The sequence below is a fragment of the Trueperaceae bacterium genome (genome assembly GCA_036381035.1).
Taxonomy (GTDB): domain Bacteria; phylum Deinococcota; class Deinococci; order Deinococcales; family Trueperaceae; genus DASRWD01.
This window is the reverse complement of the sequence record DASVDQ010000114.1, coordinates 1-26,963: the sequence shown is the minus strand read 5'-3', so window position 1 is coordinate 26,963 and position 26,963 is coordinate 1. Positions and strand designations below refer to the sequence as shown.

General features: G+C 73.6%; 25 protein-coding genes and 1 tRNA gene. 10 read left to right on the top strand and 16 right to left on the bottom strand.

Annotated elements, in window-relative coordinates:
- The first annotated feature begins 26 nt into the window (after positions 1–26).
- A complete protein-coding gene (locus tag VF202_13705; GenBank protein ID HEX7041167.1) occupies positions 27–809 on the top strand; it encodes a metallophosphoesterase in 783 nt (260 codons plus the stop codon).
- 90 nt (positions 810–899) lie between these two features.
- On the opposite strand, the gene VF202_13700 is transcribed toward VF202_13705, so the two are convergent.
- From VF202_13700 to VF202_13665, 8 genes are all read right to left on the bottom strand, one after another.
- Entirely contained in the window at positions 900–1,682 is a 783-nt protein-coding gene (locus VF202_13700; GenBank protein ID HEX7041166.1) for a glycoside hydrolase family 19 protein, read from the bottom strand.
- Between the two features lie 56 nt (positions 1,683–1,738).
- Positions 1,739–2,227 carry an SRPBCC family protein gene (locus VF202_13695; protein ID HEX7041165.1) on the bottom strand — a complete coding sequence of 163 codons (489 nt, stop codon included), beginning with the start codon at positions 2,225–2,227 and terminating at the stop codon, positions 1,739–1,741.
- A gap of 34 nt (positions 2,228–2,261) precedes the next feature.
- Positions 2,262–2,597 (bottom strand): metalloregulator ArsR/SmtB family transcription factor, encoded by a 336-nt coding sequence (locus VF202_13690; protein HEX7041164.1) that lies wholly within the window; start codon positions 2,595–2,597, stop codon positions 2,262–2,264.
- Between the two features lie 132 nt (positions 2,598–2,729).
- Positions 2,730–4,751, bottom strand: a complete 2,022-nt coding sequence (locus tag VF202_13685; GenBank protein ID HEX7041163.1) for a DUF3048 domain-containing protein — start codon at positions 4,749–4,751, stop codon at positions 2,730–2,732.
- 9 nt (positions 4,752–4,760) lie between these two features.
- On the bottom strand, positions 4,761–5,171 hold the full coding sequence (locus VF202_13680) for a biopolymer transporter ExbD (protein ID HEX7041162.1): 411 nt from the start codon (positions 5,169–5,171) through the stop codon (positions 4,761–4,763).
- Complete coding sequence (locus tag VF202_13675) at positions 5,172–5,912, bottom strand: MotA/TolQ/ExbB proton channel family protein (protein ID HEX7041161.1); 741 nt, start codon at positions 5,910–5,912, stop codon at positions 5,172–5,174.
- Positions 5,913–5,997: 85 nt separating this feature from the next.
- A complete protein-coding gene (ppc, locus tag VF202_13670) occupies positions 5,998–8,832 on the bottom strand; it encodes a phosphoenolpyruvate carboxylase (GenBank protein HEX7041160.1) in 2,835 nt (944 codons plus the stop codon).
- On the bottom strand, positions 8,829–9,620 hold the full coding sequence (locus VF202_13665; protein ID HEX7041159.1) for a TIGR00282 family metallophosphoesterase: 792 nt from the start codon (positions 9,618–9,620) through the stop codon (positions 8,829–8,831). The genes ppc and VF202_13665 overlap by 4 nt, the downstream gene beginning before the upstream one ends.
- Before the next feature lie 57 nt (positions 9,621–9,677).
- Between VF202_13665 and VF202_13660 the strand changes: the two genes are divergently transcribed.
- Together VF202_13660 and VF202_13655 are read left to right on the top strand one after the other, a co-directional pair.
- Positions 9,678–10,142 (top strand): Lrp/AsnC family transcriptional regulator, encoded by a 465-nt coding sequence (locus VF202_13660; GenBank protein HEX7041158.1) that lies wholly within the window; start codon positions 9,678–9,680, stop codon positions 10,140–10,142.
- Positions 10,139–10,303 (top strand): hypothetical protein, encoded by a 165-nt coding sequence (locus VF202_13655; protein ID HEX7041157.1) that lies wholly within the window; start codon positions 10,139–10,141, stop codon positions 10,301–10,303. The genes VF202_13660 and VF202_13655 overlap by 4 nt, the downstream gene beginning before the upstream one ends.
- Before the next feature lie 35 nt (positions 10,304–10,338).
- Here the strand turns inward: VF202_13655 and VF202_13650 are convergent, their stop codons facing one another.
- The gene (locus VF202_13650) at positions 10,339–11,889 is read right to left on the bottom strand and encodes an ATP-dependent DNA helicase (protein ID HEX7041156.1); all 1,551 of its coding nucleotides are present in this window, start codon (positions 11,887–11,889) and stop codon (positions 10,339–10,341) included.
- A 166-nt stretch (positions 11,890–12,055) separates the two neighbouring features.
- Positions 12,056–12,142 (bottom strand) — tRNA-Leu (locus VF202_13645).
- Positions 12,143–12,620: 478 nt separating this feature from the next.
- Between VF202_13645 and VF202_13640 the strand changes: the two genes are divergently transcribed.
- The 7 genes from VF202_13640 (at position 12,621) to VF202_13610 (ending at position 19,362) form a co-directional block, all read left to right on the top strand.
- Positions 12,621–13,580: a tripartite tricarboxylate transporter substrate binding protein gene (locus tag VF202_13640; GenBank protein HEX7041155.1), complete on the top strand. Its 960-nt coding sequence runs from the start codon at positions 12,621–12,623 to the stop codon at positions 13,578–13,580.
- Between the two features lie 4 nt (positions 13,581–13,584).
- The gene (locus tag VF202_13635) at positions 13,585–14,082 is read left to right on the top strand and encodes a tripartite tricarboxylate transporter TctB family protein (protein ID HEX7041154.1); all 498 of its coding nucleotides are present in this window, start codon (positions 13,585–13,587) and stop codon (positions 14,080–14,082) included.
- A gap of 79 nt (positions 14,083–14,161) precedes the next feature.
- Entirely contained in the window at positions 14,162–15,685 is a 1,524-nt protein-coding gene (locus tag VF202_13630) for a tripartite tricarboxylate transporter permease (GenBank protein ID HEX7041153.1), read from the top strand.
- 114 nt (positions 15,686–15,799) lie between these two features.
- The gene (locus VF202_13625; protein HEX7041152.1) at positions 15,800–16,675 is read left to right on the top strand and encodes a hypothetical protein; all 876 of its coding nucleotides are present in this window, start codon (positions 15,800–15,802) and stop codon (positions 16,673–16,675) included.
- A gap of 25 nt (positions 16,676–16,700) precedes the next feature.
- The gene (locus VF202_13620; protein ID HEX7041151.1) at positions 16,701–17,552 is read left to right on the top strand and encodes a hypothetical protein; all 852 of its coding nucleotides are present in this window, start codon (positions 16,701–16,703) and stop codon (positions 17,550–17,552) included.
- Positions 17,549–18,130 carry a tRNA (guanosine(18)-2'-O)-methyltransferase TrmH gene (gene trmH, locus VF202_13615; GenBank protein HEX7041150.1) on the top strand — a complete coding sequence of 194 codons (582 nt, stop codon included), beginning with the start codon at positions 17,549–17,551 and terminating at the stop codon, positions 18,128–18,130. Before VF202_13620 ends, trmH begins: the two co-directional genes overlap by 4 nt.
- Before the next feature lie 116 nt (positions 18,131–18,246).
- Entirely contained in the window at positions 18,247–19,362 is a 1,116-nt protein-coding gene (locus VF202_13610; protein HEX7041149.1) for a PQQ-dependent sugar dehydrogenase, read from the top strand.
- A 29-nt stretch (positions 19,363–19,391) separates the two neighbouring features.
- Here the strand turns inward: VF202_13610 and VF202_13605 are convergent, their stop codons facing one another.
- The 6 genes from VF202_13605 to trpE all read right to left on the bottom strand — a co-directional run bounded on the left by VF202_13605 (position 19,392) and on the right by trpE (position 26,818).
- Positions 19,392–20,330: a P1 family peptidase gene (locus VF202_13605; protein ID HEX7041148.1), complete on the bottom strand. Its 939-nt coding sequence runs from the start codon at positions 20,328–20,330 to the stop codon at positions 19,392–19,394.
- A gap of 3 nt (positions 20,331–20,333) precedes the next feature.
- Positions 20,334–22,538 carry a transglycosylase domain-containing protein gene (locus VF202_13600; GenBank protein HEX7041147.1) on the bottom strand — a complete coding sequence of 735 codons (2,205 nt, stop codon included), beginning with the start codon at positions 22,536–22,538 and terminating at the stop codon, positions 20,334–20,336.
- A gap of 132 nt (positions 22,539–22,670) precedes the next feature.
- Positions 22,671–23,714 carry an anthranilate phosphoribosyltransferase gene (gene trpD / locus VF202_13595; GenBank protein ID HEX7041146.1) on the bottom strand — a complete coding sequence of 348 codons (1,044 nt, stop codon included), beginning with the start codon at positions 23,712–23,714 and terminating at the stop codon, positions 22,671–22,673.
- An 11-nt stretch (positions 23,715–23,725) separates the two neighbouring features.
- Positions 23,726–24,622 carry a galactosyltransferase-related protein gene (locus VF202_13590; GenBank protein HEX7041145.1) on the bottom strand — a complete coding sequence of 299 codons (897 nt, stop codon included), beginning with the start codon at positions 24,620–24,622 and terminating at the stop codon, positions 23,726–23,728.
- Positions 24,623–24,659: 37 nt separating this feature from the next.
- On the bottom strand, positions 24,660–25,316 hold the full coding sequence (locus tag VF202_13585) for an aminodeoxychorismate/anthranilate synthase component II (GenBank protein ID HEX7041144.1): 657 nt from the start codon (positions 25,314–25,316) through the stop codon (positions 24,660–24,662).
- Positions 25,313–26,818, bottom strand: coding sequence for an anthranilate synthase component I (gene trpE, locus VF202_13580; protein HEX7041143.1), 1,506 nt, complete (start codon positions 26,816–26,818; stop codon positions 25,313–25,315). The genes VF202_13585 and trpE overlap by 4 nt, the downstream gene beginning before the upstream one ends.
- Positions 26,819–26,963 lie beyond the last annotated feature (145 nt).

Here is a 26,963-nt window from a genome sequence, read left to right as displayed (position 1 = left end):
GGGCGAAGCGGAACCGAGGACTTGTCGTGCGCCTCGTCGTCGTAGGCGACATCCACGTACAGCCCGAGAAGCTCTGGACGATGCTGCGCGACGCGGGGCTCGCCGACGAGCGGAACCGCCCCACGGACGAGCTGCGCGATGGCGACGTCAAGCTCGTGCTGCTCGGCGACCTCGTCCACGCCAAGAGCCGCGAGCGCTACGCCGAGCTGATCAACGTCAGGCGCTACGACGAGTACAACCCCCGACACCTGGAGCGCGCGGAGAAGGCCCAGGAGCGCTTCCTGCGCGAGGTCAAGGGCTTCCAGGACCGCGTGCCGGACGACCGCATGGTGATCCTCATGGGCAACCACGACTTCAACGCGGTCACCGAGGACCAGGGACCGCTGCGCACCGACGACGTGGCCCACCTGGAGTGGAAGCCCGGCCACGGCAACCCGATGGACCCCGACCTCAAGGAGTGGATCCTCTCGTGGCCGTACGAGCTCGTCATCGACGGGCTGCACCTGGCGCACGTGGGCCCGCTGCCCGAGCACAACACCTTCGACCAGGGCTTCTACCTCGAGAACCGACGGCGCTGGATCCAGGAGGACCGCGACTTCCTCGAGGGCACCGGCTACCGCCTGGGCGTCTACGGCCACACGCCCGTGCGCGGCGGCGTGAACGTCGCCTCGCAGGGCCGAGCCCTGCTCCTCGACACGAACGGGCACAGGGACGAGTACGTCTACCTCGACGCCGACGTCCGCGAGGACGGCTACCGCCTGCGCCTCAAGGGCCTGTTCTTCGACGAGCTGATCCCGCGGGAGCCGTAGACCGCAAGTGCCGCCGGGCCGTGCGAGGCGGGGACGAGCGGCGGGAGGCGCCGCGGCCCGGCCCGCGCGCCGGGTCCGTCCGGGGCCGCGTCACGCCTGCACGTCGGGGTCGGGGGCGCTCAACGCCGCCTTGGCCAGCCCCAGCAGCCTGATGCGCTCCTCGAGGCCGTGCCGTCCGCCGTTCACGGCCTCCGTGACGGCGACCGGGTCGTCGCGGTCGCAGAGGGCGTTGATGCCGCGCGACCGCCAGTACCAGCCCGCCGCGAGGGACGCGAAGCGCGGGGTCGCCAGCAGGTCGGGCGCGGCCTCGAGGTCGACGCCGAGGGACCCGCCCACGTCGCGGTACGTCTGCCTCCCCGTCACCTGGAGGATGCCGCGTCCGCGGAAGCGCCAGCCGTCGCCCGACGCCTCCGGCCCGTTGCCCATCCTGTCGGCGTAGACGTAGTTCGCGATCCGCTCGGGCTGGCGCGCGTACGCCTCGGCGCGCGCCGCGTCGAAGCGCCGCGGCCAGGTGGCGAGCAGGCCGCGAGCGCTGTAGTTGAGGTTCTCGACGAGGACCGTGTAGAGGGCGGACTCGTGCGCCGTCTGCGCCAGGAAGTGGGCGATGCGCAGCGGGGTGGTGATGTCGAAGCCGCGGCAGGTCTCGTTGAGCGGGCCGAAGAACTCCTCCGCCTCGGCAGCGACCACCGCGGCCAGGACCGCGAGGCCCACGACGCGGCCCTCCTCGGCCTCCGCGGGCGGCGCGAACGTCCCGCCGCCCGCGGAGCGCCGCGCGCGCTCGTCCGCCAGGGCCTGGCTGAGCGCCTCCATGCGCGACGCGACCTCGTCGGTCCTGTCCACCCACTCCGCCTGCGAGCTCCCGTGGTCGTCCACGCCGCCTCCTGCCCCACGCCTCAGCCTGGCACCGCCGGGAGCGGCGGTCTAGGGCCTCAGGCCTCGCCGCCGGCGAACAGCTCGGCGAGCTGGTCGGCGCACTTGCCCCAGCCCTCGTAGAAGCCCCTCTGCACGTGCTCCTCCTGGGCCTCGGCGGACCAGTGCCTGACGCGGTAGGTAGCCTTGGTCCTGCCGTCGCCGAGGTCCTCGAAGCTGAGGTCCAGGGTCATGTAGGGCTGCTCCGACGGCACCCAGGCGCTCACGTAGGCGTCGGTCGAGACGAGGCGCCGGCCCGGCACGACCTCGAGGTAGACGCCGCGGTTCGGGTAGTCCTTGCCGTCGGGCCCGCGCATCACGATCGTGCTGGAGCCCCCCGGGCGCACGTCGAGCTCGGCGATGGGCGTGGTGAACGGCTTCGGCGCGAACCACTTCTTCAGCACCGCCGGGTCGGTCCACGCCCTGTAGACGCGGTCGGGGGTGGCGTCGAAGACGCGCTCGAGCACGAGCTCGTGGCGGGCGGTCGGCATCGTCTGCGTGTCGGTCATGTCTTACCCTTCTCCTTCTCGGTCGTCCTGCCCGCTAGTCGGGCAGGTCCTCTGCGTTCCTGAGCAGCTCCTCCAGCCTGTCCATGCTCGCCTCCCACTCCTCGCGCCGCCCCCTGAGCCAACGACCGGCCAGCTCGAGGCCCTCCGGCTCGAGTCGGCAGGGGCGCTTCTGGGCCACGCGTCCGCGGGAGATGAGCCCGGCGCGCTCGAGCACCTTCAGGTGCCGGGACACGGCGGGGAGGCTGATGCTGAGCGGTGCCGCCAGCTCGTTCACCGTGGCCTCGCCCCGCGCGAGGCGCGCGAGGATGGCGCGGCGCGTCGGGTCGGCCAGGGCGGCGAACGTCAGGCTCAGCTGGTCGGCGGCGGGCACTTGTTTAACCTCCTCGTTAATTAGCGTGGTGGTTAAGTTAGCCCGGCGGCTTCCCCCTGTCAAGCCCGGCGCAGTCCGCGGGGCACGCCGCGAGTCGTCGGCGGTGCCGCGCGGCGCCGCGCGCCCGGGCCGTCAGCGCTCGGCGCGCGTCTCGTAGTTCGGGCTGAGGACCACCCAGGTCCTGTAGCCGGCCAGGTCGATGCGCTGGCCAGACTCGCTCACGAAGCCTATGCCGCTGCCGTCAACGACCTCCCAGGTGCCGTCGACGGCGCGTCCGGAGAGGTAGAGGGTGGCGGGCCCGCCCTCGAGCGGTATGTAGAGACGCCCGGCGTCGTCGTCGGGGATCGGCGCGACCTGGATGTCGCCGACCAGCACCGCCTGGGTCTCCAGCACCTGGCCGTCTGGCTGCACCGCCGGCTCGCCGGCGCGCACCCAGCGGTAGCGGCCGGTGGTCTCGTTGAAGCGGAAGCCTGACGTGTAGGCGCCGTAGCTGACGGTCACCTCGGCCACGCCGCGCGCCTCCTCTGACGGGCTGTAGACGGCCCTGGCGACGAGCCGGACCCGCTCGGGGGCGATGCGGTTCACGGCCTGCCTGAGGTCGGAGCCTGCCGAGTAGAGGTTGTAAGGCGCCGAGCGCTCGTCCGAGCGCGCGAACAGGTCTCCGGACGTGTAGGCGTTGAGCGTGGGCACGGTCGCGCGCGCGATCCTGACCATCGCGTCCGGCGAGCCGCCGTCGTGGACGAGCACGGCCTGGCTGCGCTGGGCGAGGTCGACGAAGTACGGCCGGGCGCTGCGGACGGGCCCGACACGCTGCGGGTCCTGGGAGTCGAAGAACGCCAGGAGCCGGGTGATGCCGCCCTCCACGGGCATCTCGACGACCATGCTCGACTGCGCCAGGCCGCTCTGCGGGTAGCCGTTGGCGTTGTCGATCACCACCGCCAGCGCCCTGTCGCGCTGCTCGGCCATGGGCGGCGGGGACGGCGGTCGGCGGGCACCGTCGCCCTCGCCGACGCCATCGGGACCGGCGGCCAGGCCGCGCGCGGCCACCGTCGCGTCGGGGTCGGGCGGGCCGGCCTGTCCCGGGTTGATCGCGTTGCCGCCGGGCTGGCGCGGCGACTCGACGGTCGCGCGCACGTCGGCCGCGCCCTCGGCCACCGCGCCCTGCTGCGGGGCGCCGGGCGCCTGCTGGCCCCTGACCGTGGCGCGGAGCCGCGGCGCCTCCAGCGGGCGCGGGTTCGCCACCCGCACCGAGGGCGTCACGTCGAGCGGCACGCCGGCGCCGACGACGGCGCTCACGCTCGGCTCCGCCAGGCGACGGGTGCCGGAGACGCTGGCCGTGACGCCGGGCGCCGCCAGGCTCACCGGCGCGGACACCGCGGCGCCGACGCGGCTGGCGTCGAGGGGGACGGCCTCGGCCACGGCGGCGCTGACCTCCGGCGCGGCCACGGGCACCGTCGAGGCGACGCTGGCGTCGACGCTGGGCGCGCGCAGGTCCACGGGCTCGGCCACGGCGGCCGTCGCGTCGGGTGCCGTCACCTCGCGGGCCTGGGCCGTGCTCGCGGAGGGCGCCAGCGCCAGCGCCCGCGACTCGGTCACCTGCGCCTGGAGCTGCGGCTCGGGGATCGTCACGGGGGCCGGGGTCTCACGGTTCGGCAGGACCTCGAGCTCCACCTCGGGTAGCTGGCTGGCCGGCGCCTCGGCGACGGGCAGCTCCGGCGCCGCGGCGGCTACCTCCTGGGGACGCGGCGGGGGCGGCGGCGCGACCGCGGCCTCGACCGGCGGTTCCTCGGGCGCCGCCGCGACGGCGGGCGGCGCCTCCGGCGCCGGCGGCTGGACCGTCACCTGGTCGAGCTCCTCGTCGGCCGTCTCCTGCTGCGGCGCAGCCAGAGCCTGCGGGTCCCCGGCCTCCGCGGACCGCACCTGCGGCTCCGGGGCCTCGACCGTCGGCTCCTCGGCCGCGGCGGCCTCGGTGTACTGCTCGGACTCGGCGGGCGTGCCCACCTCGATGACGATGAAGCTGGGCACCGGCCTCGGCTGGGGGCGCGTGACCACGTAGAGGATCAGGAGCAGCGCCGAGAGGTGCAGCACCAGCGACAGCAGCGCCGCGCGCCGCTTGTCGGGGTCCCGCCACACGCTCGACTCCCTCCCGACCATGGCCGCCCCTCAGTCGCCCGTCGCGATGACGATGCGCTCGGCGCCGGCCTGGCGCAGGTAGTCCATGATCCGCACGGCCTGGCCGTGCGGCGTGGCGCTGTCGGCTCGCAGCACGACGGACGTCTGCCCGCTCTGCGCGATGGCCTGGCGCACCAGGCCGGGCAGGTCGCTCTCGGCCACCCTGGTGCCGCCGAAGAACACCTCGCCCAGGCCGTTGATCGTGACGGTCGGCAGGTCGCTCGTCGCCGCCTGGGCGGTCTGCGCCTGCGGCAGGTCGACCGGCAGGCCGGACTCGACGGTGATGAAGGTCGTCGTCAGCATGAAGAAGATGATCAGCAGGAAGACCACGTCGACCATGGGGGTGAGGTCCATGGTGGCGTTGGCCGTGAGCGACCTCCTCCGGCTGCGGCGGACGGTCATCTAGACACCCTGCGTGAGGTCGATCGGGCGCGGCCTGGGAGCGTCGGACTCCTCGCGGGCCCTGGGTTCGCCCTGGACCCGCGGCGTCGGCGCCGGGCGCGCCTGGCGCTCGGCCGCCTGCGCGTCGTCGCGCCGCGAGGCCACGGCCTGCGCGATGTTGCCCATCAGCTCCTCGCGGCGCCTGTCGATCTCGACGAGTATCGCCTCGACGCGGCTGGCGAGGTAGGCGTGGCCCATGATCACGGGGATCGCCACGATCAGGCCGGCGGCCGTGGTCACCAGCGCCTGCTGGACGCCGTAGGCCACGACCGAGGGGTCGCCCGTGCCGTAGCGGGAGATCTGCCCGAACGAGATGATCATGCCGGTGACCGTGCCGAGCAGGCCCAACATGGGCGAGACCTGGGCGATCGTCGCCAGCGGACGCAGGCCGCGCGCCAGCGTCTGCTCCTCCTGGATCGTCGCCTCCTGGAAGGCGGCCTCGACCGCCGGGCGCCCGTAGGGCAGCTTCATCAGGGCCGCGCCGAGCACGCGCGCCACCGGCCCGCCGTGTTCCTCGCAGGCCGCGAGCGCGAGCTCCAGGTCCCGCTCGCGCACGGCCGCGTTGACCCTCACCATCAGGTCGGACGTGTCGGTCCGCTCGGCGCGCAGCCTGAAGTACCTGTAGAAGAAGACGTACACGGCGTACAGCGAGATGAGGACGATCGCCGCGAGGACGGGACCGCCGCTGACCAAGATGTTCATTCACCACTCCTCATGAGCCTCTCCTGAGGCTACGGACGGGGCTCGTGAACGCGATGAGATGGGTGAAGGAGTGAGATAGTCGACGTCAGCCGGTCGTCCGCATGCCAGCAGATATGCCGATCAGCGACACCCGGACAGCGTAACTCAGGGGCTGCCTGTCGATGGAATCCTCGGGTGACGCTCTCAGGCGCCGCAGGAGCTCGACCTGGAGGTGGCTGATCGGGTCGACGTAGGGGTTGCGCAGCTCGATCGACCGCGCGAGGACGGGGTCGTTGGCCAGCAGCCGGGCCCCGGCGGCGCGCTCGACCTGCGCCACCGACAGCTCGAACTCCTCCAGCACGTCTCCGCCGAAGCGGCGGGCCAGCGCCTCCGGCGCCAGCGTGAGGTAGCTGCGGAAGACGTCCATGTCGGCCTTCGCCAGGCTCATCTGCGCGAAGTCCACGACGGTGCGGAAGAACGGCCACTCGCGGTAGAGCTCGGCGGAGAGCCCGTCGGGGAGCGCGGCCAGGCCCGTGCCGACGCCGTACCAGCCGGGGAGGTTCGCGCGGCACTGCGTCCACGCGAACACCCAGGGGATCGCCCTCAGCTCCTCGAGCGAGCCGCCCTTCCCGCGGCTTGCCGGACGCGACCCCACGTTCAGGCGGCCGATCTCGTCGATCGGCGTGACGGACCTGAAGAAGTCGAGGAAGCCCTCGCCCTCGACGAGCGCCCTGTACTTCGCCCTGCCGGCCTCGGCGACGCGCTCGGCCGCCTCGCGGTACGAGGCGGGCAGCTCGGTGCGCTCGCGGGCGTCGCGGGCCGAGGAGAGGATGAACGCGTGCACGACCTGCTCGAGGTGGCGGTGCGCCAGGTCGGGGTCGGCGTAGCGGTCGGAGAGCGCCTCGCCCTGCTCCGTCATGCGCATGCGGCCGCCCAGGCTCCCGGGCGGCTGGGCCAGGATCGCCTGGCCGGCCGGGCCGCCCCCGCGGCCGATGCTCGTGCCGCGCCCGTGGAACAGCCGGAGGGGCACGCCGGCCTCGCGCGAGACGCGCGACAGGCCCTCCTGGGCCTGGTAGAGGGCCCAGTTCGCGGCCAGGAACCCGACCTCCTTGTTCGAGTCCGAGTAGCCGATCATCACCTCCTGCACGCCGCGGCGCGCGAGGTGGTCGCGGTAGACGGGCAGCTCGTAGAGGCGGCGCATGACCTCCGGCGCCCGCCGCAGGTCCGCGAGCGTCTCGAAGAGCGGGGTGGCGTCGATGTCAGGCAGGCCGGCCTCCTTCGCCAGCAGCAGCGCCTCGAGGACGTCGGACGGCGCGTTCGTGAAGCTGACGATCGTCGCGCCCACCGCGCCCGCGCCGAAGCGCTCGCGCTGCTCGCGCAGCACTCCCAGGGAGCCCAGTGCCTTCGCCGTCTCCGCGGAGAGCTCGGCCCAAGGCGGCACCAGCGGCCGCGGCGAGCCCAGGACGTCGCAGAGCAGAGCCACGCGCTCGGCTTCGGGCAGCGCGGCGTAGTCGGGCGTCAGGCCGGCGAGCGCGAGCAGCTCGCCGACCACGCGCTCGTGCACGGTCGAGTGCTCGCGCAGGTCGAGGGGCGCCAGAGCGAAGCCGAACGCGTCCGCGCGGTAGCGGGCCGGGCGCACGAACACGGCGGCCAGGCGCGCGGCCTGCGCCTGCGCCAGCGTGTCCTCGACCAGGCGGAGGTCGTCCGCGTAGCCGGCGGCGCCGCCGGGGTAGCGGCCCTCCTCCGCCAGCTCGGCGCTCAGGAAGCGGTGCACGTGCTCGAGCTTGCGGCGGAACGGCTCGCCGGGGAAGCGGCGGCTCTCCCCGTGCCGCTCGTCGAGGCGCGCCAGGTCGTCGCGGAACGCCGCGCTCAGCGCGACCCTGTCCTCGTGCTGCGAGAGGCGCTGCACGAGCAGGTCGACGTCGGCCAGGTAGCGTTCCAGCGCGACCCGGCTCTGCAGGGCGTACGCCTCGCGCGTGACCTCGGGGGTCACGTAGGGGTTGCCGTCGCGGTCGCCGCCGATCCACGACCGGAAGCGCACGATGGGGCGCATCTGCCCTCCCCTGCCGCCCTCGGGGCCGTAGTACTCCGCGAGGGCGTCGTCGACGTCGCGCATCAGGCGGGGGACGGCGTCGAGGAGCGAGCGCCGGTAGTAGTAGAGGGCGCTCTTCACCTCGTCGAGGACCGTGGGGCGCTCGTCGTTGACCTCGCGCGTCAGCCACAGGCTGGTGACCTCGGCGTAGATCTCGTCGACGAGCTCCTGGCGTCGCTGCGGGCCCAGGCGGGTCTCCCCGAGGTGGCGCAGCGCGGCGGAGATGCGCTCGAGCTTGAGCCGCACCGTGTAGCGCCGCACCTCCGTGGGGTGCGCCGTCAGGGTGAGCTGCACGTCCAGAGAGTCGACGAAGCGCCGCGCCTCCGCCGCCGACCAGCCGCTGTCGCGCAGCGACCTGATCGCCGCCGCCACGCTCTCGCTGCGCGGGCTCTCGCGCGTGGCGGAGATGCCGCGCTCGCGGTTGACGCGCACGCGGTGGACCTCCTCGGCCAGGTTCACGAGCTGGAAGTAGACGGTGAAGGCGCGCAGCAGCTTCTCGGCCGTGGACGTCTCGAGGCCGCGGAGCAGTTCGTGGAGCTCGGCGCGCTGGGCCGAGGTGTCCGCGCCGCGGGCGGCGCGGATGGCCTTCGTGAGGCCGCGCACGCGCTCGACGAGCGCGAAGAGCCCCTCGCCCTCCTGCTCCCGCAGCACGTCGCCGAGGCAGGTGCCGAGGAAGTCGACGTCGGCGCGGAGGCGCTCGAACCCCTCCGGCGCCTCGCCGGGCGCGGCGGGGCGGACCCGCTCGGCGGGGTCCGGGAGGTCGGCGGCGTGCCCGGCGGCGTCGGCGCCGCCCGACGCGGACCCTGCCCCGTGGGCGGCTGCGGGTACGGCCCTGCGCTCGTCCCTCACGCCTCGCCCCCGACCGGCTGCTCGCGCCGCTGCGGCACCCAGAGGCGCTGCACCGACGTGGCGCGGGTGCCGTCCACCTCCACCGCCAGGGCGCAGACCGTCGCCGGTCCCTCGGCGGGCCGGTAGCGGCGCGGCAGCTTCGTGACGAGCCGGTGGAAGACGTCCTCGTAGCGCATGCCGATCGAGGACCCCTGCACGCCGGTCATGCCGACGTCGGTGATGTAGGCGGTGCCCTTGTACACGGTCTCGTCGGCCGTCTGCACGTGCGTGTGCGTGCCGACGAGCGCCGCGACGCGGCCGGCCAGGTGGTGCAGCATGACCTTCTTCTCGCTGGTGGCCTCGGCGTGGAAGTCCACGAGCACCGGCACCCCGGGCGGCACCCTCTCCAGCGCGTCGTCGACGGCCCTGAACGGGTCGTCGACGGGGTCCATGAAGATCCGCCCCATGACCTGCACGACGGCGACGCGTCCGCCGTCCCGCGACGGGTAGACGTGGGAGCCGACGCCGGGCGTGCCGACAGGCAGGTTCGCCGGACGCAGCAGGCGCGGCGTCTCCTCGAGGAGGGCCAGCACCTCGGTCTGGTCGAAGGCGTGGTTGCCGAGCGTGACGACGTCGGCGCCGGCCTCGACGAGCTGCTCGAAGTGCCGGCGCGTGATCCCGAAGCCCCCCGCGGCGTTCTCGCCGTTGACGACGACGAGGTCGAACTCCTCGCGGCGCTCCCTGACGAACGCGGTCGCCGCGACCATCCCGGGTGTGGCGAACACGTCGCCGACGAACAGGAGACGCACGCGGCCACGATAGCAGGGGCCGCGGGCGCGCTCGTCCGTGCTAGATTCGCGCTCGTCATGCGCTTCGACGCCGTCGACAGGCGGATCATCGAGATCCTGCGCGAGGACGGGCGGGCGAGCCACGCCAGCCTCGCCAAGGCCGTCGGCCTGTCGGCGCCGGCCGTCGGGGAGCGCGTGCGCAAGCTCGAGCAGGCGGGGGTGATACGCGGCTTCCGCGCCGTCCTCGACCCCGAGGCGCTGGGGCTGCCCGTGACGGCCTTCGTGATGATCGCCCCCCAGCCGCGCACGCCCGCCCGCGACCTCGTCGCCCGCCTGGAGGCGCTGCCCGAGGTGGAGGCGCTCTACGCCGTCGCCGGCGTCTACTCGTTCATGGCCAAGGTCAGGGCGCAGTCGACGGCCGAGCTCGACGCCTTCCTCGACCGCCTCTTCATGCTCGAGGGCGTGGAGCGCACGGAGACGACGATGGTCCTGCGCACGGTCGTCGAGCGGGCCATACACCTGCCCTTCGCGGCCGAGGGATGAGCCGCCGCACCGTCAGGCCGCTCCGGGAGAGCGACTTCGACGCGGCGATGGCGATCCGCTCGTTCGCGTTCGGCCATCCACTGGATGGCGAGCACAGGTCGTTCCTGGCCGCGCCGCTGGCCGGGCATCCCCCCTTCAAGCCGCACAACGACCACTTCTAGGCGCCGGTGCGGAGCGGGGCGCGGGCCCCACGCGCTCACTCCGTGACGGCCTCCAGGAACCACTCGGGCAGGCGGTGCCGCTGGCGGCGCAGGAACGCCGGGAAGTCGGCGTCCAAGAGGTACGTCACGGCGTGGTCCTCGGCGCTGCGGACCGAGCGCCCGTAGGCCTGCACGACGGTGAGGCAGGTGCGCCAGTCGTACCAGTCGCGGTCGCGCTCCATGCGCGCCGCCACCTGCCTGTCGCCGAGGAACGGGTAGGGCACCTTGCACAGCACCTGCCACCTGGCCAGGTCGTCGGCGAGGTCGATGCCCTCGGTCATGCTCGGCGTGATGAGGATCGTCGGGTCGGGCGACGAGAGGTGCTTCGCCAGGGCGGCCTCGCGGCCCGCAGCGTCGACGTGCGTGACGACGCGCCAGCGCTCGCTGGGCGCGATGTGCTTCGACAGGTAGCTCGCGATCATGTAGGAGTGCGCGTGCACCACGCCCTTGTCGCCCGCGTGGTCCCGCGCCAGCTCCGAGACCGCGTCGGCCAGCAGGGGCAGGTCGCGCTCCTGGTAGCGCCGCGTCAGGCGCGCCGACGGACGCAGGACGAGAGGCCTCCGCGACGCCGGGAACGTGGAGGGTACCCGCACCACGGCGGCGTCGTCCTCGCTCAGCCCCAGCGACCGCAGGAACGTGGGCGCGTCGAGGATCGTCGCGGACATGAACAGCACGCGCTCGGCGTGCGAGAACACCATGTCGTCGGCGAAGGCCGCGACCTCGACTGGCTTGAACGACAGGGTGGCGCCGTGCTGGTCCCGGCCCCGCTCCACGATCCAGTCGACCTCGCCGCTGGCGTGGCTCTCGAGCAGGAACCGCAGCCGGGCGTGGCTCGAGTCGAGCCACTGGCGCACGCGCAGCTGCTGCACCGCGGCGGCGTCGGTGGCGTCGCCCTTCATCTCCTTGTCGATCTGTCGCGCGCGCCTGAGCATGTCGGGCAGGAGGGCGTCGACGAAGTCGAATGCCACCTCGTCGCCGAGGTCGGGGGGCAGGGCGCGCGCCAGCCCGGCCCTGGTGAGCATGCCCTCGCTCACGCCGACCTGCACGAAGGCCATCAGCGCGGCCTCGGTGTTGTGGGCCTCGTCGAGGACCAGCAGCTCCCGCTTCCCGAACCCGCCGGCGTAGTTCAGCTCGGCGAGGAAGTAGGCGTAGTTCATCGTCACGACGTTCGCGGCCATGGCGACGTCCTTCGCCACGAAGTAGGGGCAGTCGTCGCAGGCGGTGAAGCGCCGGCCAGTGAGGCAAGGCGCCGCGGCGGCGTGCGTGTCGGCGACGAGGCAGGGGTAGTTGGCCCGCCCCTTCATCATCGCGAGGTCGTCGAAGTCCCTCAGGTACTGGTCCTGGAGGACCTTCTGCGCCGTGAGCACGAACGCGCTGCCCGCCTCGCGCGCCAGCGTGACGCCGATCGCGCTCTTCCCCGAGCCCGTGGGCGCCTCGAGGACGACGAAGCGCTTGCCGGCGGCGAAGGCCGCCCGCACCGCCTCGAGCGCCTCGAGCTGTCCTGCGCGGTAGGAGCTGAACGGGAACTCCCCGCTCGCTTGCGGCATGCTCACGAGCGAGGCTATCACGGGCCGCCGGGGCTGCCGCGACCGGCGCGGCACCAGCCCAGCCGGGCCCTCCGTGCCGAGCGCCGCGGACCGCGCCAGACGACCCCGAACGACGCCGGCGCCGCGGGACGAGAACGCCGACGACCGTGGTCGTCGGCGCATCGCGTGGTGCCGAGGAGGGGATTTGAACCCCTACAGCCTTGCGGCCACTAGCCCCTCAAGCTAGCGCGTCTACCAGTTCCGCCACCTCGGCGCGCCGCTTGTGAGCGGGCTCAGACGCAAACACCATGCTATCGCCGCGGCCGAGGGAGCGTCAAGGTGAAGTGAGGGCCCAGGACCCGCGGCTCGTGGCGCGAGCGCACGCCGCTCCCGGTCGGCATGCGCGCCTCCTCGGGCAGGGACGTGGTTGGTACCCGTAGGTCGTGCGCGACACGTTGCTGGGGGCGATGAACGGCGTCGCCGTGGGAGCGGGCATCGCTCTGGCGCTCCTCGCGGCCGAGCGGGCCTTCGGACCGCCCACCGGGGTCAGGTCCTTCGTGGGCGGCGCGGCTCTGGCGCTGGGGGCGCTGCTCAGCTCGTCGAACCTGGCGCGCGCGCTCGCGCCGTCTACCCGGCCGTCTCGCACCGCGGCGGCCGGCGACGGCGGGGCCGGTGCCTCTCGCGGGCGTCCCCCTCGGCCGTTCTCGTGGGGAGCGTCTATACTCCGGTCGCAAGCACATGGGAGGTACGGCATGAGTTGGTCCACCCGGCTCGTCAAGCTCGTAGCTGTGCTCGCGCTCCTGGGGTCCGCGCTGGCCCAGCCCCCGGACAGCCTCCGCATCATGGCGCCGGCCGCTCCCGGCGGCGGCTGGGACGGCACGGCCAGGGCCATGCAGACCGCCCTGCAGCAGGCCGGCCTGGTCGAGAACGTCGAGGTCTTCAACGTGCCGGGCGCCGGCGGGACGATCGGGCTCTCGCAGCTCGCCACGGCCGAGGCCGACAGCGAGGACCTGCTGATGGTCATGGGCCTGGTCATGGTGGGCGCGATCCTCAGCAACGACTCGCCCGTCACGCTCGCGAACACCACGCCCATCGCCCGGCTGACCGCCGAGTACGAGGTCATCGTGGTGCCGGCCGACAGCCCACACCAGACCCTGCAGGACCTCATCGACGCCTTCAGGGAGGACCCGGGCGCCGTCTCCTGGGGCGGCGGCTCCGCCGGCGGCACCGACCACATCCTCGCCGGGCTGCTGGCGAACGCCGTCGGCGTGGACCCCACGCTCGTGAACTACGTCGCCTTCTCGGGCGGCGGCGAGGCGCTGGCCAGCATCCTGGGCGGCCAGGTGACAGCGGGGATCTCGGGCTACTCCGAGTGGGCAGGCCAGATCGAGTCAGGCGACCTGCGCGTCCTCGCGATCTCCGCCCCCGAGCCCGTCCCCGGCATCGACGCGCCCACGCTCCGCGAGGCCGGCGTCGACCTCGAGCTCGCGAACTGGCGCGGCGTCGTGGCGCCGCCCGACATCTCGGACGAGGCGCGCGAGCGCCTGGTCGAGCTCGTCGACCAGCTCGCCCAGAGCGAGGAGTGGCAGCAGCAGCTCGAGCAGTTCGGCTGGATCCCGGCCTACATGTCCGGCGACGAGTTCGTCGCCTACCTGCAGGAAGAGGACGCGCGCGTGACGGAGGTCCTGCGGGACATCGGCCTCGTCGAGTGACGGCGTGGAGGTAGGCGCGAGGCGCCGCTCCCTCCCCTGGGGCGACCTGCTCGTCGCCGTGGGGGTCCTGGGCCTCGGCGGCTTCTTCCTCGAGGGCGCCCTGTCGCTGCGGGTGCTGCCGTCCTACGCCCGCATCGGGCCGCGCTTCTTCCCGGTGCTCGTCGGCGTAGCGCTCTCGGCCTGCGGCGCGGCGCTCCTCGTCCAGGCACTGCGCGGGGTGAGGGGCGTGCCGGAGGAGGCCGAGGACGCCGAGGCGAGCGCCGCCACCGACTGGGCGCCCGTGGCCGTGATCGTCGCGGCGCTCGCGCTACACGCGCTGCTCGTCAGTCGGCTCGGGTTCGTGCTGTCCTCGGCGCTGCTCTACGCCGGCGTCGCGCTGGGGTTCGGCGAGAGGCGCCTGTGGCGGTCCGGCGCCGTCGGCCTCGTCCTGGCCCTGGCCGCCTACCTCGCCTTCACGCGGCTGCTGGGGCTGCGGCTGCCGGCCGGGGTGCTGCCGCTGTGAGCCCGGCGGCGCCCTCCCGGCCTCTCGACGACACGGGAACGTCCTCGCGCCGCCGCGCCCGCGGCAGGAGGAGCGCGGCGTGACCGAGACGCTCCAGGCGCTGCTCCACGGCTTCTCGATCGCCCTCACCTGGCAGAACCTGCTGTGGGCGCTCGTGGGCGTGACGCTGGGGACGATGGTGGGCATCCTGCCCGGCATCGGCCCGGCCCTGACCGTGGCGCTGCTGCTGCCCGTGACCTTCGACCTCGACCCGATCGGCAGCTTCATCATGTTCGCCGGCATCTACTACGGCGGCATGTACGGCGGCTCCACGACGTCGATACTGCTGAACACGCCGGGCGAGTCGGCGAGCATCATCACCGCCATCGAGGGCAACCAGATGGCGCGGAGAGGCCGCGGCGCCGCGGCGCTGGCGACGGCGGCCATCGGCTCGTTCGTCGCCGGCACGATCGCCACGCTCGGCCTCACGTTCGTGGCGCCGGTGCTGGCGCGCCTCGGCCTGGCGTTCGGCCCCGCCGACTACTTCGCGCTGATGGTGCTGGCCTTCACGACCGTCACGGCCGTGCTGGGCTCGTCCCTGCTGCGCGGCCTCACCAGCCTGTTCATCGGCATCGGCCTCGGCTTGGTGGGCATCGACCAGCAGAGCGGTCAGGCGCGCTACACGCTCGGCAGCCTCGAGCTGCTCGACGGCATCAGCGTGATCGTCGTGGCCGTGGGCCTCTTCGCCGTCGGCGAGACCCTCTACGTCGCCTCGCGGCTGCGCCGCACGCCGGCCAAGGTGGAGGCCATCAGGGGCTCGGTCTGGATGAACCGCGAGGAGTGGGCGCGCTCCTGGCGCCCGTGGATCAGGGGCGCGCTCCTCGGCTTCCCGCTGGGCGGCCTGCCGGCCGGCGGCGCCGAGATCCCCACGTTCCTGTCGTACAGCCTCGAGAAGCGCCTGTCGAGCAGGCCGGAGGAGTTCGGCAAGGGGGCCATAGAGGGCGTGGCGGGGCCGGAGGCGGCGAACAACGCCGCGGCCGCGGGGGTCCTCGTCCCGCTGCTGACGCTCGGCATCCCCACGTCGGCGACGGCGGCGATCATGCTCGCCGCCTTCCAGCAGTTCGGCCTGCAGCCGGGACCGCTGCTCTTCTCCCGCGCGCCCGACCTGGTCTGGGGGCTCATCGCCAGCCTCTACCTCGGCAACTTCATGCTGCTGGTGCTGAACCTGCCGCTGGTGGGCATCTGGGTGCGGCTGCTGACGATCCCGCGGCCGCTGCTCTACGCCGGCATCCTCCTGTTCGCCACGCTCGGCGTCTACAGCCTCGGCAACTCCGTCGTCGACCTCATCACGCTCTACGTGATCGGCGTCCTCGGCTTCCTGATGCGGCGGTTCGGCTTCCCCGTGGCGCCGGCGGTGATCGGCATGATCCTCGGTCCGCTGGCCGAGCAGCAGTTCCGTCGCGCCCTGGCGATAAGCCAGGGCGACTACTCAGTGTTCTTCACGCGGCCGCTGTCGCTGACGCTCCTGGTCCTCGCCTTCCTCGCCCTGGTCGTGCCGGCCGTGCTCGACGCCCGCGCCAGGCGCGCGGCGGGACGCGCGGACGTCGGCGTCCCCAACGGCTAGGCACGGGCCCGGCCCCGCGCCGACGTTCGGGTACGGGCCCGGCGGGCGTGGCTTGGCCCGCGCGCCGCTCCTGAGCTAGGCTCGACGCGTACGTGAACGCTAGGGGGTGGGGTGATGGACCCGGGCCGCTTCAGGGCGTGGAGAGCGGTGCGCGAGGCGTGGTCGCTGATCGGCGGCACCAAGCGCGTGTACGTGGCGATGTCGGTGACCGTGTGGGCCGTGGGGACCCTGGTGAGGCTGGCGCTGTGGGTCCTCCTGCCCGAGCAGGGCGCGCCGGCCGGACAGGCGGTCGATGCTGGCCTCATCGACCTCAGCTTCGCCTTCGGCCTCAGGGTCGAGGTGCTGGGGTTCGAGGTCTCCCCCGGGGCGCCCGCGGTCAGCGGCACGCAGTGGTCGGCTCTGGCGCCGGCGGCGGCCGGCCTCGTCACCGCCGTCTTCGGCGGGGCGTTCGCCGCCTACGCGCTCAGGCGCGCCGAGGGGCTGCCCGTGTGGTACGGCATGCTCCTGCGCTACGGGCGCTACGCCCCGAGCCTGGTCGGCCTCCAGCTCGTGGCCATAGGGCTCGGCGCGGCGCTTGGCTACGTGCTGGTGGCGCTGCTGCGGCCCGCCGCCGACCTCCTCCCCTCTACGGCGTGGGCGACGGCGCTCTTCGCCGTCCCCGTCGTCGCCTCGATCGTCTTCCTCGACCTGGCCCTGATGTTCGCCGGCCTCTACGTCGTCGACCGCGACCTCGGGCCGTTCGCGGCGCTGGGCCGGTCCGTCACGTTGTCCTTCCACAACCTCGGCCAGACCGCGCTGCTCTGGCTGGTCGCGCTGGTCGCCGAGCTGGCGGGCTCTCTCACCCTGGGCATCGCCAGCGTGTGGCTGGCGCCGCTCGCCGCCGTCGCCCAGGGCTGCGCCTTCAGGGACGCCGTGGGCGTCCACACGGCCGGCGAGCCGCTGCCGCTCGACGCCGTTCCCGGGCGTCCGGCGCTCGGAGAGGGCGCATGACCCGGGAGGGCGAGGGGGTGCCAGCGTGGAGGTAGGGCGGTTCGAGGCGTGGCCCGCGGTGAAGGAGGCGTGGCGGCGGCTCGCGGGCGCCAGGCGCGCGTTCGTCTACATGAGCCTCACCGCGGCCGCCGTCGGCTGGCTGGTGGACACCGCCCTCGACGGCGTCCTCCCGCCCGCGCGCGTCGAGCTGGTGACGCCGGAGAGCGGCGTCGAGGTCCCGGTCCGCGGCGACCGCCCGCGGCTGACGGCCGAACCGTTCGCGATCGTCGTCGGCCCGAGCGCGGACACCGCGCGCCCGTGGCTCGAGCAGGTCGCGTTCGCGGCGTCCAACGCGCTCTTCGCCGGCGCCTTCGCCGCCTACGGTCTGCGCCGGGCCGTCGGGCAGGGCGTGAGGTACACCATGCTCGCCGAGCACGTGCGCTTCTTCCCCACGTTCCTGGTCTACGGCCTGGCCGTCCTCGTCGCCAGCGAGGCGGTGGGCGAGGGGCTCGGCGGCCTCGTCGCTGCGGCCGCCGGCGTGGCGCTGGCGTTCGCGCGGTTCTTCGTGGTCGACCGCGACGCCGGGCCCCTGGACGCGCTGCGGGGCAGCCTCGCCCTGATCGGCCGCAACCTGGGGCAGGCGCTGCTCCTGCAGGTCTCCGGAGGGGCAGCCGTGCTGCTGGCCCTCGTGCCCCTGATCCTCGCCCGCGTGTGGGGCCCGCCGGCCTTGGTGTGGTCCGTGGCCGCGCTCACGTACCCCGTCGTGCTGCTCGTCCGCGCCCTGTTCACGATCGCCGAGGCCTGCGCCTTCAGGGAGGCCGTGGGCGTCCACACGGCAGGGGGCCCGCTGCCGGTGGAGGGCGTCCCCGACCGAGGAGGGCTATCCTCTGGCGCGTGACGCTGAGGAGACGCCAGCGCGTACGCGAGGTCCTGAGCCGCCGCCAGCCCGACCTGACCGTCATAGCCGAGCACGTCCACAAGCCGCACAACCTCTCGGCGGTGCTGCGCTCGTGCGACGCCGTGGGCATCGGGACCGTCCACGCCGTGAACCCGACCGGCGGCGTGCCCACCTACAGCGCCACCAGCGCCAGCGCCGAGAAGTGGGTCGAGCTGCTCGTCCACGGCGACGTGGCCGGCGCGGTGGCGTCCGTCAGGCGCTGGGGCGCGCGGGTCTACGCCGCTCACCTCTCGCCCGAGGCCGTCGACTACCGCGAGGTCGACTACACGCGGCCCTGCGCCCTGCTCCTCGGCAACGAGAGGGACGGCGTGTCGCCCGAGGCGGCCGCCCTCGCCGACGTCCACGTGGTCATCCCCATGCTCGGGATGGTCAGGTCGCTGAACGTCTCGGTGGCGGCCGCGGTGATCCTCTTCGAGGCGCAGCGCCAGCGGCTGCGGGCCGGGCACTACGACGCGCCGCGCCTCTCCCCGGAGGAGATGGCCGCCGTCGAGGAGCGGTGGCTGGCGCGCCGCGACTGACGGTCCGGTGGACGCCGAGGCCGTGTCCCCGCGCCCACGGCGAGCGTCCCCGCGGCGGCCGCCCACCGTCCACTAAGTGAAACCCTCTCACGTTGTCTTCCCCTAACCTCTCTGGCATGAGGGTCACACGCACGAAGGCAGTGGCGGCAGCGGTGCTCGTCTCCTTGCTGGCCTGCTCGGCCACGGCGCAGCCGCGGCTCGTCGAGGTGGCGAGCGGCTTCGCGAACCCCGTGGCGATCGCCAACGCGGGCGACGACAGGCTGTTCGTGGTCGAGCAGGGCGGCACGATCCGCGTCGTCCGCGACGGGCAGGTCCTCGACCGGCCGTTCCTCGACATCACCGACCGCGTGCGCGCGGGCGGCGAGCGGGGGCTCCTCGGCCTGGCGTTCCCGCCTGACTTCGCCGACACGGGCAGGTTCTACGTCTACTACACCGACCTCGACGGCGACTCGGTGCTGTCGCGCTTCATCGCCGATGGCGACACCGCCGACGCCGGCAGCGAGCAGGTGCTGCTCACGCAGGAGCAGCCGTACGCCAACCACAACGGCGGCCAGCTGGCGTTCGGCCCCGACGGCTACCTCTACCTCGGCCTCGGCGACGGCGGCAGCGGCGGCGACCCGCACGGCAACGGCCAGGACCTCGGCACGCTCCTCGCCAAGCTCCTACGGCTCGACGTCTCGGGCGACGACGCCGTGGCGCCGGACGACAACCCGTTCGTCGGCCGCGAGGGGGCGAGGCCCGAGGTCTGGGCCTACGGCCTGCGCAACCCGTGGCGGTTCAGCTTCGACCGCGAGACCGGCGACCTCTACATCGCCGACGTCGGGCAGAACGCGTACGAGGAGGTCAACCTGCAGCCGGCCGACTCGACGGGCGGCGAGAACTACGGCTGGAACGTCATGGAGGCCGAGAGCTGCTACCAGCCGCGGACCGGCTGCGACACGTCCGGCCTCGTGCTGCCGATCATCAGCTACCCGCACTCCAGCGAGTGGGGCGCCTCGATCAGCGGCGGCTACGTCTACCGCGGCAGCGCGCTGCCCGACCTGGCGGGCGCCTACGTGTTCGCCGACTACGTCTCGGGGCGCATCTGGCGCGCCGACCGCGCCGGCGACGAGTGGGAGGTGACGCTGCTGCTCGAGACAGGATTCAACGTCTCGACGTTCGGCGAGGACGCCGCGGGCGAGCTCTACGTCGCCGACCACCAGGGCGGGGTGATCTACCGACTCGGTCAGTGAGGCGCTGACCGGCGGGCCCGCGGGGCGGCCTACCCGCCAGCGGCCTGGGCGCGCCCCGCGACGACGCCCTTCACCAGGGCGCGCGCGACGACCTCCTGCACGGCGATCGACAGCGCCTGCATCGGCACGCGCGGCCCGCTGCAGGTGGAGAGCACGAACGCCGTGTCGCCGTCCATGACCGTGTGCGACGGGCGCGTCACGCGGGCTATGCCCACGTGCGCCGACAGCGACAGGGCGTGCGCCTGCGCCTTCGTGACGGGCGCGTCCGTGGCCACCACGACGAGGGTCGTGTTGGCGCCGGGCAGCACCGGCTCGGCGCCGGCGGCGGCCAGGCCCAGCAGGTCGGCGTGGCCGGCGACGAGCGACCCGTCGTCGGGGTCGACGAGGTTCCCGACCGCGTTGCTCACGGCCAGCGCGGCGACCACGGCCCCTCCCACGTCCACGGCGTGCGAGCCGAGGCCGCTGGGCGAGGCGTGCTCGATGCCGCGGAGCTTGCCGACCGTCGCTCCCGTGCCCACGCCCACCCTGCCCTGCTCGACCGGTCCGCCGTGGGCGGCCTCGCAGGCGGCGCGTCCCTCGTCCTGGTCGGGTCGCACCCGGGGGTCGCCGGTGCCGAGGTCGTAGATCACGGCGGCCGGCACGATGGGCACGCAGGCGTAGCCGGTCTCGTAGCCGCAGCGCCTCTCCTCCAGCCAGCGCATGACGCCGGAGGCGGCGGCCAGGCCGAAGGCGCTGCCGCCCGTCAGGAGGACGGCGTTGACCGTGTCGACGGTGCGGTCGGCCTCGAGCAGCACCGACTCGCGCGAGCCCGGCGCCGGGCCCAGCGCCCGGCCCGAGGCGATGCAGCCCTCGGGCGGCGCCAGCACGACCGTGCAGCCGGTGCGCGCGACGGGGTCGGTCCAGTGGCCGACGGTCAGCCCGTCGACGGCCGTGATCGTGTCGTTGGCGGCCAGGCGCTCGGCTCCCAAGGCCTACCCGGCTCCCGCCGCCGGCAGGTACTGCAGGGCCTCCTCCGGCGAGACCTCGATGATCTCGATGCGGTCGGCGGGCGTGTCGACGGTGGCGCGCAGGCCGGTGGCCGTGTCGATGGGGATCTTGAGCCTCACTACGGGCGCGAGCTGCTGCGCCGCCAGGTCGTCGCTGCGCTTGAAGGCCGCGTTCACGCCGGTCTCGGACGGCGCCCCGGTCTTGAGGTCGATCTTGTGGAACACGATGCCCTCCGGCACGGGGAACGTCTCGCCCGCGCCGGAGCGCCCGCGCAGCGCCGCCGTCACGAAGTCGTTCCACACGTAGATGGGCTGGCGCGAGCTGTTGACGAGGTCGACGGTGCCGTCGCTGAGGGTCATGCGGCTGGGCAGGCTCGAGTTGTCGTCGTTGCCGATCCACACCGAGGCGACGAGGCCGGGCGTGATGCCGACGAACCAGATGTCGACCTCGTCGTTCGTGGTGCCGGTCTTGCCGGCGATCCACCGGCCGGGCACCGAGGCGCGGTTCGACAGGCCGTACGCCGGGTCCCTGTCGACGACGTTGCCGTGCAGCATGTCGAGCATGATGTACGCCGTCTCCTCGCTCCACACCCGGGCCGAGTGCGGCGAGGCCTCGTAGATCACGTTGCCGTCGGCGTCCTCGACGCGCTGGATGAAGTACGGCTCGGTGTAGACGCCGCCGTTCGCGAACGCCGCCATCGCGGCCGTGTGCTGCAGCGGCGTGACCACGAAGCTGCCCAGGGCCATCGCCGGGTACGGCATGACGTCGTAGCCGAGCTGGCGCGCCTTCTCGGCGACGGCCGTGGCGGTCGCCGCCTCCAGCGCCTTCACGGCCGGGATGTTGCGGCTGCGGTTGAGGCTGGCGCGGATGGTCTGCGGTCCGTCGTAGGCCTCGTCGTGGTTCTTGGGCTCGTAGGGCGGCTGACCGGGGACCTCGAACTGTGCGGGCCCGTCGACGAGGATCGTCGCCTGGTTGAAGCCGCCCTGCTCGATGGCCGTGGCGTAGACGATGGGCTTGAACGAGCTGCCGGGCTGCCTGCGCGCCTGCGTGGCGCGGTTGAACTCGCCGGGCGGCACGCCCTCCTCGAGCTTCTGGCCGACCATCGCGAGCACGGCCCCGGTGCTCGGGTCGATGGCCACGATCGCCATCTGCGCGCCCTCGGGGATCTCGGCCTCCAGGCTGGCCTGGTTCGCGGCGAGCTGCGCCTGGACGTCGATGGTGGTGATGACCTTGAGGCCGCCCGAGCCGAACACCACGCTCTCGCCGTAGCGGTCGGTGAGCCAGTTGCGGACCGCGATCACCACGTCGCGCGAGAGGTCGGAGCTGACGGAGCCCTGGACCAGCACGTCCTGGTCGGTCCTGGTGGCCGCGAGCACCTCGCCGTTCTCGTCGTACTCGACCTCCCAGCCGAGCGGCTCGAGGGGGTAGCGCCAGGTGCGTTCGGCCATCTCCCGGCTTATCGTCCCCTGCCTGACCATCTTGTCGAGGACCTCGCGCATGCTGGCCCGCGTGCCGAGGAAGTCGTCGTGGCGCGCGTTCGGCGACGGGATCAGGCGTGCGAGGTAGAGGCCCTCGGCGAGGTTGAGCTCGCTGGGCTCCTTGCCGAAGTAGGCCTGGGCGGCGGCGCGGATGCCGTAGACGTTGCCGCCCCAGAACACGACGTTGATGTAGCGCTGCAGGATCTCCGACTTCGTGAGCCGGCGCTCGAGCTCCAGCGCCAGCATGATCTCCTTGACCTTCCGCTCCAGCGAGCGCTCGCTGCGGATGTCGAAGAGCAGCGTGTTCTTGATCACCTGCGTGGTGATCGTCGAGCCGCCGCGCTGGGCGTCGCCGAAGAACTCCTCGTAGGCGGCGCGCACCACCGCCGGCAGGTCCATGCCGTAGTGGCTGAAGAACTGGTCGTCCTCGTAGGCGACGATCGCCGCCAGCGCCGCGGGCGACACCTCGTCGAGGCCCACGGGGATCCGGTTCGTGGAGATGCGGCTCTCGCCCTCGGCCGGCACGATCTGGCCGATGCGGGTCACGCCGTCGGAGGCGTAGACGATCGACGTGGACGTGTACTCGAGGGCATCGAGGCTGTCAAGGGACGGCAGCTCGCCGGACCACTTCAGCGCCGACGAGGTGAGCAGCGCGAGGAACGACAGGGCCGCCGTGAGCACGAGCAGGAACAGCCCTTGGACGAGCTTCACGCCCGCCATGCTACCAACCGCCCCGCTCCCGCTGGCCGCCTCGGCGGACCGGCGCGCGCCGGGCAGGTCGGGCGAGGTGACGTGCCGCGCCGGCAGCCTCGAGGCGGACCTTCGCGCGTCGGGGCCGGGCCCTCAGGCCGCGGCGGCGTCGCGGGTGAAGGCGACGTACTCGTCGAGCTTGGACAGGCCCGCGCCGCTGCGCAGCGCCTCGAGCGCCGCCGCCACGCCCGAGCGGAGGTCGGGCGCGAGGCCGGCCAGGTAGGCGGCGGCGCCGGCGTTCAGCGCCACGACCTCGCTGGCCGCCGCCGGCGCCCCGCCGCCCAGGACGCGGCGCATGATCGCGGCGTTCTCCTCGGGCCCGCCGCCGGCGAGCTCGTGGGCGGGGTGCCGTCCCACGCCCAGGTCCTCCGGCGCGACCTCGTACTCCTCGATCGAGCCGTCGGCCCTCAGCTCGGTGACGCTGCTGGGGCCGGTCACGGTGAGGTCGTCGAGCCCGTCGCCGTGCACGACCAGCGCGCGCTCGACGCCCAGGCCGCGCAGCACCTCGGCCAGGAGGCGCGCCAGGTCGGGCGAGAACACGCCCATCAGCTGCCGCTGCGCGCCCGCGGGGTTCGTGAGGGGGCCCAGGTTGTTGAAGATCGTCCGCGCCTTGAGGTCGGCCCTGATGGGCGCGACGAAGCGCATGGCCGGGTGGTGGTTGCGGGCGAAGATGAAGCCCACGCCGACCGTCTCGATGGCCCTGGCGACCGCGTCGCCCGTGAGGTCGAGGTTCGCCCCCGCGGCCCTCAGCACGTCGGCCGAGCCCGAGGGGCGCGTGACGCCGACGTTGCCGTGCTTGGCCACCCTCACGCCGAGCGCCGCCGCCAGGAACGTCGCCGTCGTGCTGACGTTGAAGACGTTCAGTCCGGTGCCGCCGGTGCCGCAGGTGTCGACGAGCGGTCCGTCGACGCTGACCCGCACCGGGACGGCGCGCTCGCGCATCGCCTGGGCGAACCCGATGATCTCCTCGACGGTCTCGCCGCGCGTGCGCAGCGCCGCCAGCAGGGCCGCGGCCTGCACCTGCGAGAGCTTGCCGTCCATCAGGCGGCCCATGACGTCGCGGGCCTCGTCGCGCTCCAGGGTCTCGCCGTCGAAGACGCGCCCCAGCAGCGACGCGACGTCGAACTCCTCGCTCATGCCGAGGGAGTCTACCGCGTGACGGCCGCTGACCGCGGCGCGGCGCCACGGAGCTCGTCGCGGGCGCCCCTGGCGTAGGCGAGCTCGTAGCGGCGCACGTCCGGGTCGAGGAGCCGCGCCCACGGCCCGCCGAGCGCCGCCCGCTTGAGGGCGAGCAGCCAGGGGTGCACGCCGAGCGCGAGGGCTACGTCCGGCCGCTGATGCCGCCGCCAGACGCGCACGTGCGCCCGGCCGGCCAGGTAGGCCTTGCGCTCGTCGTCCCACACGCGTCCGTGATGGTAGGCGTCGCCGCCCGGCACGTGGCGGAAGCGCAGGCCGGCGTCGCGCAGCCTGAGCGCCAGCTCGGGGTCCTCGCCGCCGTAGTCGCGCCAGGCGGGGTCGTAGCCGCCCACCGCGCGGAACGCCGCGGCGGGCAGGCTGGAGTTCGCGCCCGTGAGGTTGAACCACCAGGCGCGGCGACCGAGGGCGGCGGGGCGCTCGAACGGCTCGGCGCGGCGGCCGCGCCTCAGCTCCGGCGGCAGGCGCAGGGGACCCACGCCGACGGCGCGCGGCGTCGCGTCGTGGAACGCCAGGTGCGCCGCCAGCGCGCCGGGCGCGGGCAGGCAGTCGTCGTCGCTGAGGAGCAGGACGCGTCCGCGGGCGCCCTCCGCCGCCAGGTCGCGCGCCCGGCCCACGGGCTCGTCGCTGCCGCCCCCCACCCACACGGCGAAGGGCAGCGCCAGGGCCTCCAGCGCCTCCCTCACGACCGCCACGTCCTCGGGCGGCTCGTTCAGCCACAGGCGCCACTCGAACTCGGAGGGCGGGAGCGTCTGGGCGGCCAGCGACGCGGCCTTGCGCAGGAGCAGCTCGTGGCGCCCGCGGCTGGCGGTGATCACGCTGAGCGCCGGTCCGGCGCCGCCGGAGGTCACGGCAGCGCGCGCCGGCGGACGGGCCGGCGCGCCTCCCTCACCCGCCGCCCAGCGAGGAGAGGAACGTGCCGAGCATGGCGGCGCCGTCCTGGGTGAGGATGCTCTCGGGGTGGAACTGCACGCCCCACACGGGGTAGGTCTCGTGGCGCACGCCCATGATCACGCGCTCGTCGCCGTCCTCGGTCCAGGCGTTCACGACGAGGCCGGGCGGCGCGTCCTCGAGCACCAGGGAGTGGTACCGCCCCGCGGTCAGGGGCTGGGGCCTGCCGGAGAAGATGCCGGTGCCGTCGTGGTGCACGCGCGAGGTCTTGCCGTGCATGACCCGTCCGGCGCGCACGACGCGTCCGCCGAACGCGGCGCCGATCGCCTGGTGCCCCAGGCAGACGCCGAGGATCGGCAGCTTGGGCGCGAGGCTCCGCACGAGCTCCACGCTCATGCCGGCGTCGTCGGGGGTGCAGGGGCCGGGCGAGATGACCACACCGTGGGGGGCTAGCTCCTCGACGTCGGCGACCGTGAAGGCGTCGTTGCGCCACACGGTCAGGCGCGCCCCCAGCTCCGCCAGCCCCTGGACGAGGTTGTAGGTGAACGAGTCGTAGTTGTCGACGACGAGGACGTGCTTGCCGGCGCCCGGCGCCTCGGCGGGCGCCCGGAAGCCGACCGAGCCCGGCGCGACCGTCGCTCCCTGCAGGCTCACGCCAGGCCCTCCGTGGCCATCTCGACAGCGCGCCTCAGCGCCGCCAGCTTGTTGAGCGCCTCGCGCCACTCGTTCGCCGGGACCGAGTCCGCCACGACCCCGCAGCCGGCCTGCAGGTGCATCCTGCCGCCGGTGACGACGACCGTGCGCAGCGTCAGCGCCATGTCCATGTCGCCGGTGACCGAGACGTAGCCGAACGCACCGGCGTAGGGGCCGCGCCTGACGGGCTCGAGCTCGTCGATGATCTCCATCGCCCTGATCTTCGGGGCGCCGGAGGCCGTGCCCATGGGCAGGGTCGCGGCCAGCGCGTCGAGCGCCGTCTTCCCCTCGGCCAGCTCGCCCTCGACGGTGCTGACGAGGTGCATCACGTGGCTGTAGCGCTCGACGCGCATCAGGTCTGTCACCCGCACGGTGCCGGGCCGGCAGACGCGCCCGAGGTCGTTGCGGCCGAGGTCGACGAGCATCACGTGCTCGGCCCGCTCCTTCGGGTCGGCCAGCAGCCGTTCGGCGTTGGCGCGATCCTCCTCCTCGTCGCCGCCGCGCGGGTAGGTCCCGGCGATCGGCCGGGTCTCGACCCGCCGCCCGGTCACCTTGACGAGCGGCTCCGGCGATGCGCCGGCGATCTCGAAGTCTCCGAAGTCGAGGAAGTACATGTATGGCGAGGGGTTGATCGCCCGCAGCCCCCGATAGATCGAGAACGCCTCGACGGGGCAGTCGGCGCTGAAGCGCTGGGAGGGGACTACCTGGAACGCGTCGCCCGCGCGGACGTACTCGACGATCCGCGCGACGTTCGACTCGAACTGCTCGCGGGTCAGGTTCGACCCCCACTCGACCGACCCGTTGCGGGCCCCGGCCGGATGGCTGCGAGAGCGGCCTGGGATCGCGCCGCGGAGACGCTCGCGGGCCGCTTCGATCAGCCCGACGGCGCGCTCGTACGCGGGCCCGATCCCGTCCGCGCCGCTGAACGCGAGAGCGATGATCGAGACCTCGTGCTTGTGATGGTCGAAGGCGACGATCAGCTCGCAGACCATCAGCGCCAGGTCGGGGAGCCCGAGCGGGTCGGGGTTCGGATCGCCGAGCGGCTCGACGGTGCGGACCAGGTCGTAGCCGAACAGGCCGACGGCGCCGCCGGCGAACGGGAGCTCATCGGCATCGGCGAGGTCGAAGCGCTCGAGCGCGGCCGCGACGGCAGCGTAGGGGTCGGGTGCAGGGCTGCGGCGGGTCGGCTCGCCCGCGGTAGCGGCGGCGCCCTCCCATTCGAGCAGCTCGCCGTCGGCCCAGCGGATCGAGAGGTGGGGGCTGAAGCCGAGGAACGAGTAGCGGCCGAGCCGCCCGCCCTGCTCGGCCGACTCGAGCAGGAAGCAGGGGCCGCCGTCGCGCAGCTTCAGGAAGGCGGAGACGGGGGTCTCGGTGTCGTCGACGAACGTCGCGACGACCGGAACGACGTTCCCGGCCCCGGCAAGCTCGCGGGCCTGCTCGAGTGTCGTGACGTCCGCGCTCACGCCCGGCTCAGCCGTCGCGGCGGCGCGCGTTCAGGACCGTGGCGGGCGCTTCGATTCCGAGACCGCGGGAGGCGAGCGATACCTCGAGGTGGTAGAGCAGGTCGGCCGCCTCCTCGGCAACGCGTTCATCGGACTCGCCGGCGAC

Excerpts from the sequence above, each read along its gene's own strand:
- VF202_13695 (HEX7041165.1), bottom strand. The coding sequence starts at position 2,227 with ATGACCGACACGCAGACGATGCCGACCGCCCGCCACGAGCTCGTGCTC.
- VF202_13685 (HEX7041163.1), bottom strand. The coding sequence starts at position 4,751 with ATGGTCGGGAGGGAGTCGAGCGTGTGGCGGGACCCCGACAAGCGGCGC.
- VF202_13680 (HEX7041162.1), bottom strand. The coding sequence starts at position 5,171 with ATGACCGTCCGCCGCAGCCGGAGGAGGTCGCTCACGGCCAACGCCACC.
- VF202_13675 (HEX7041161.1), bottom strand. The coding sequence starts at position 5,912 with ATGAACATCTTGGTCAGCGGCGGTCCCGTCCTCGCGGCGATCGTCCTC.
- VF202_13660 (HEX7041158.1), top strand. The coding sequence starts at position 9,678 with ATGCGCTTCGACGCCGTCGACAGGCGGATCATCGAGATCCTGCGCGAG.
- VF202_13655 (HEX7041157.1), top strand. The coding sequence starts at position 10,139 with ATGAGCCGCCGCACCGTCAGGCCGCTCCGGGAGAGCGACTTCGACGCG.
- VF202_13650 (HEX7041156.1), bottom strand. The coding sequence starts at position 11,889 with ATGCCGCAAGCGAGCGGGGAGTTCCCGTTCAGCTCCTACCGCGCAGGA.
- VF202_13640 (HEX7041155.1), top strand. The coding sequence starts at position 12,621 with ATGAGTTGGTCCACCCGGCTCGTCAAGCTCGTAGCTGTGCTCGCGCTC.
- VF202_13625 (HEX7041152.1), top strand. The coding sequence starts at position 15,800 with ATGGACCCGGGCCGCTTCAGGGCGTGGAGAGCGGTGCGCGAGGCGTGG.
- VF202_13610 (HEX7041149.1), top strand. The coding sequence starts at position 18,247 with ATGAGGGTCACACGCACGAAGGCAGTGGCGGCAGCGGTGCTCGTCTCC.
- trpD (HEX7041146.1), bottom strand. The coding sequence starts at position 23,714 with ATGAGCGAGGAGTTCGACGTCGCGTCGCTGCTGGGGCGCGTCTTCGAC.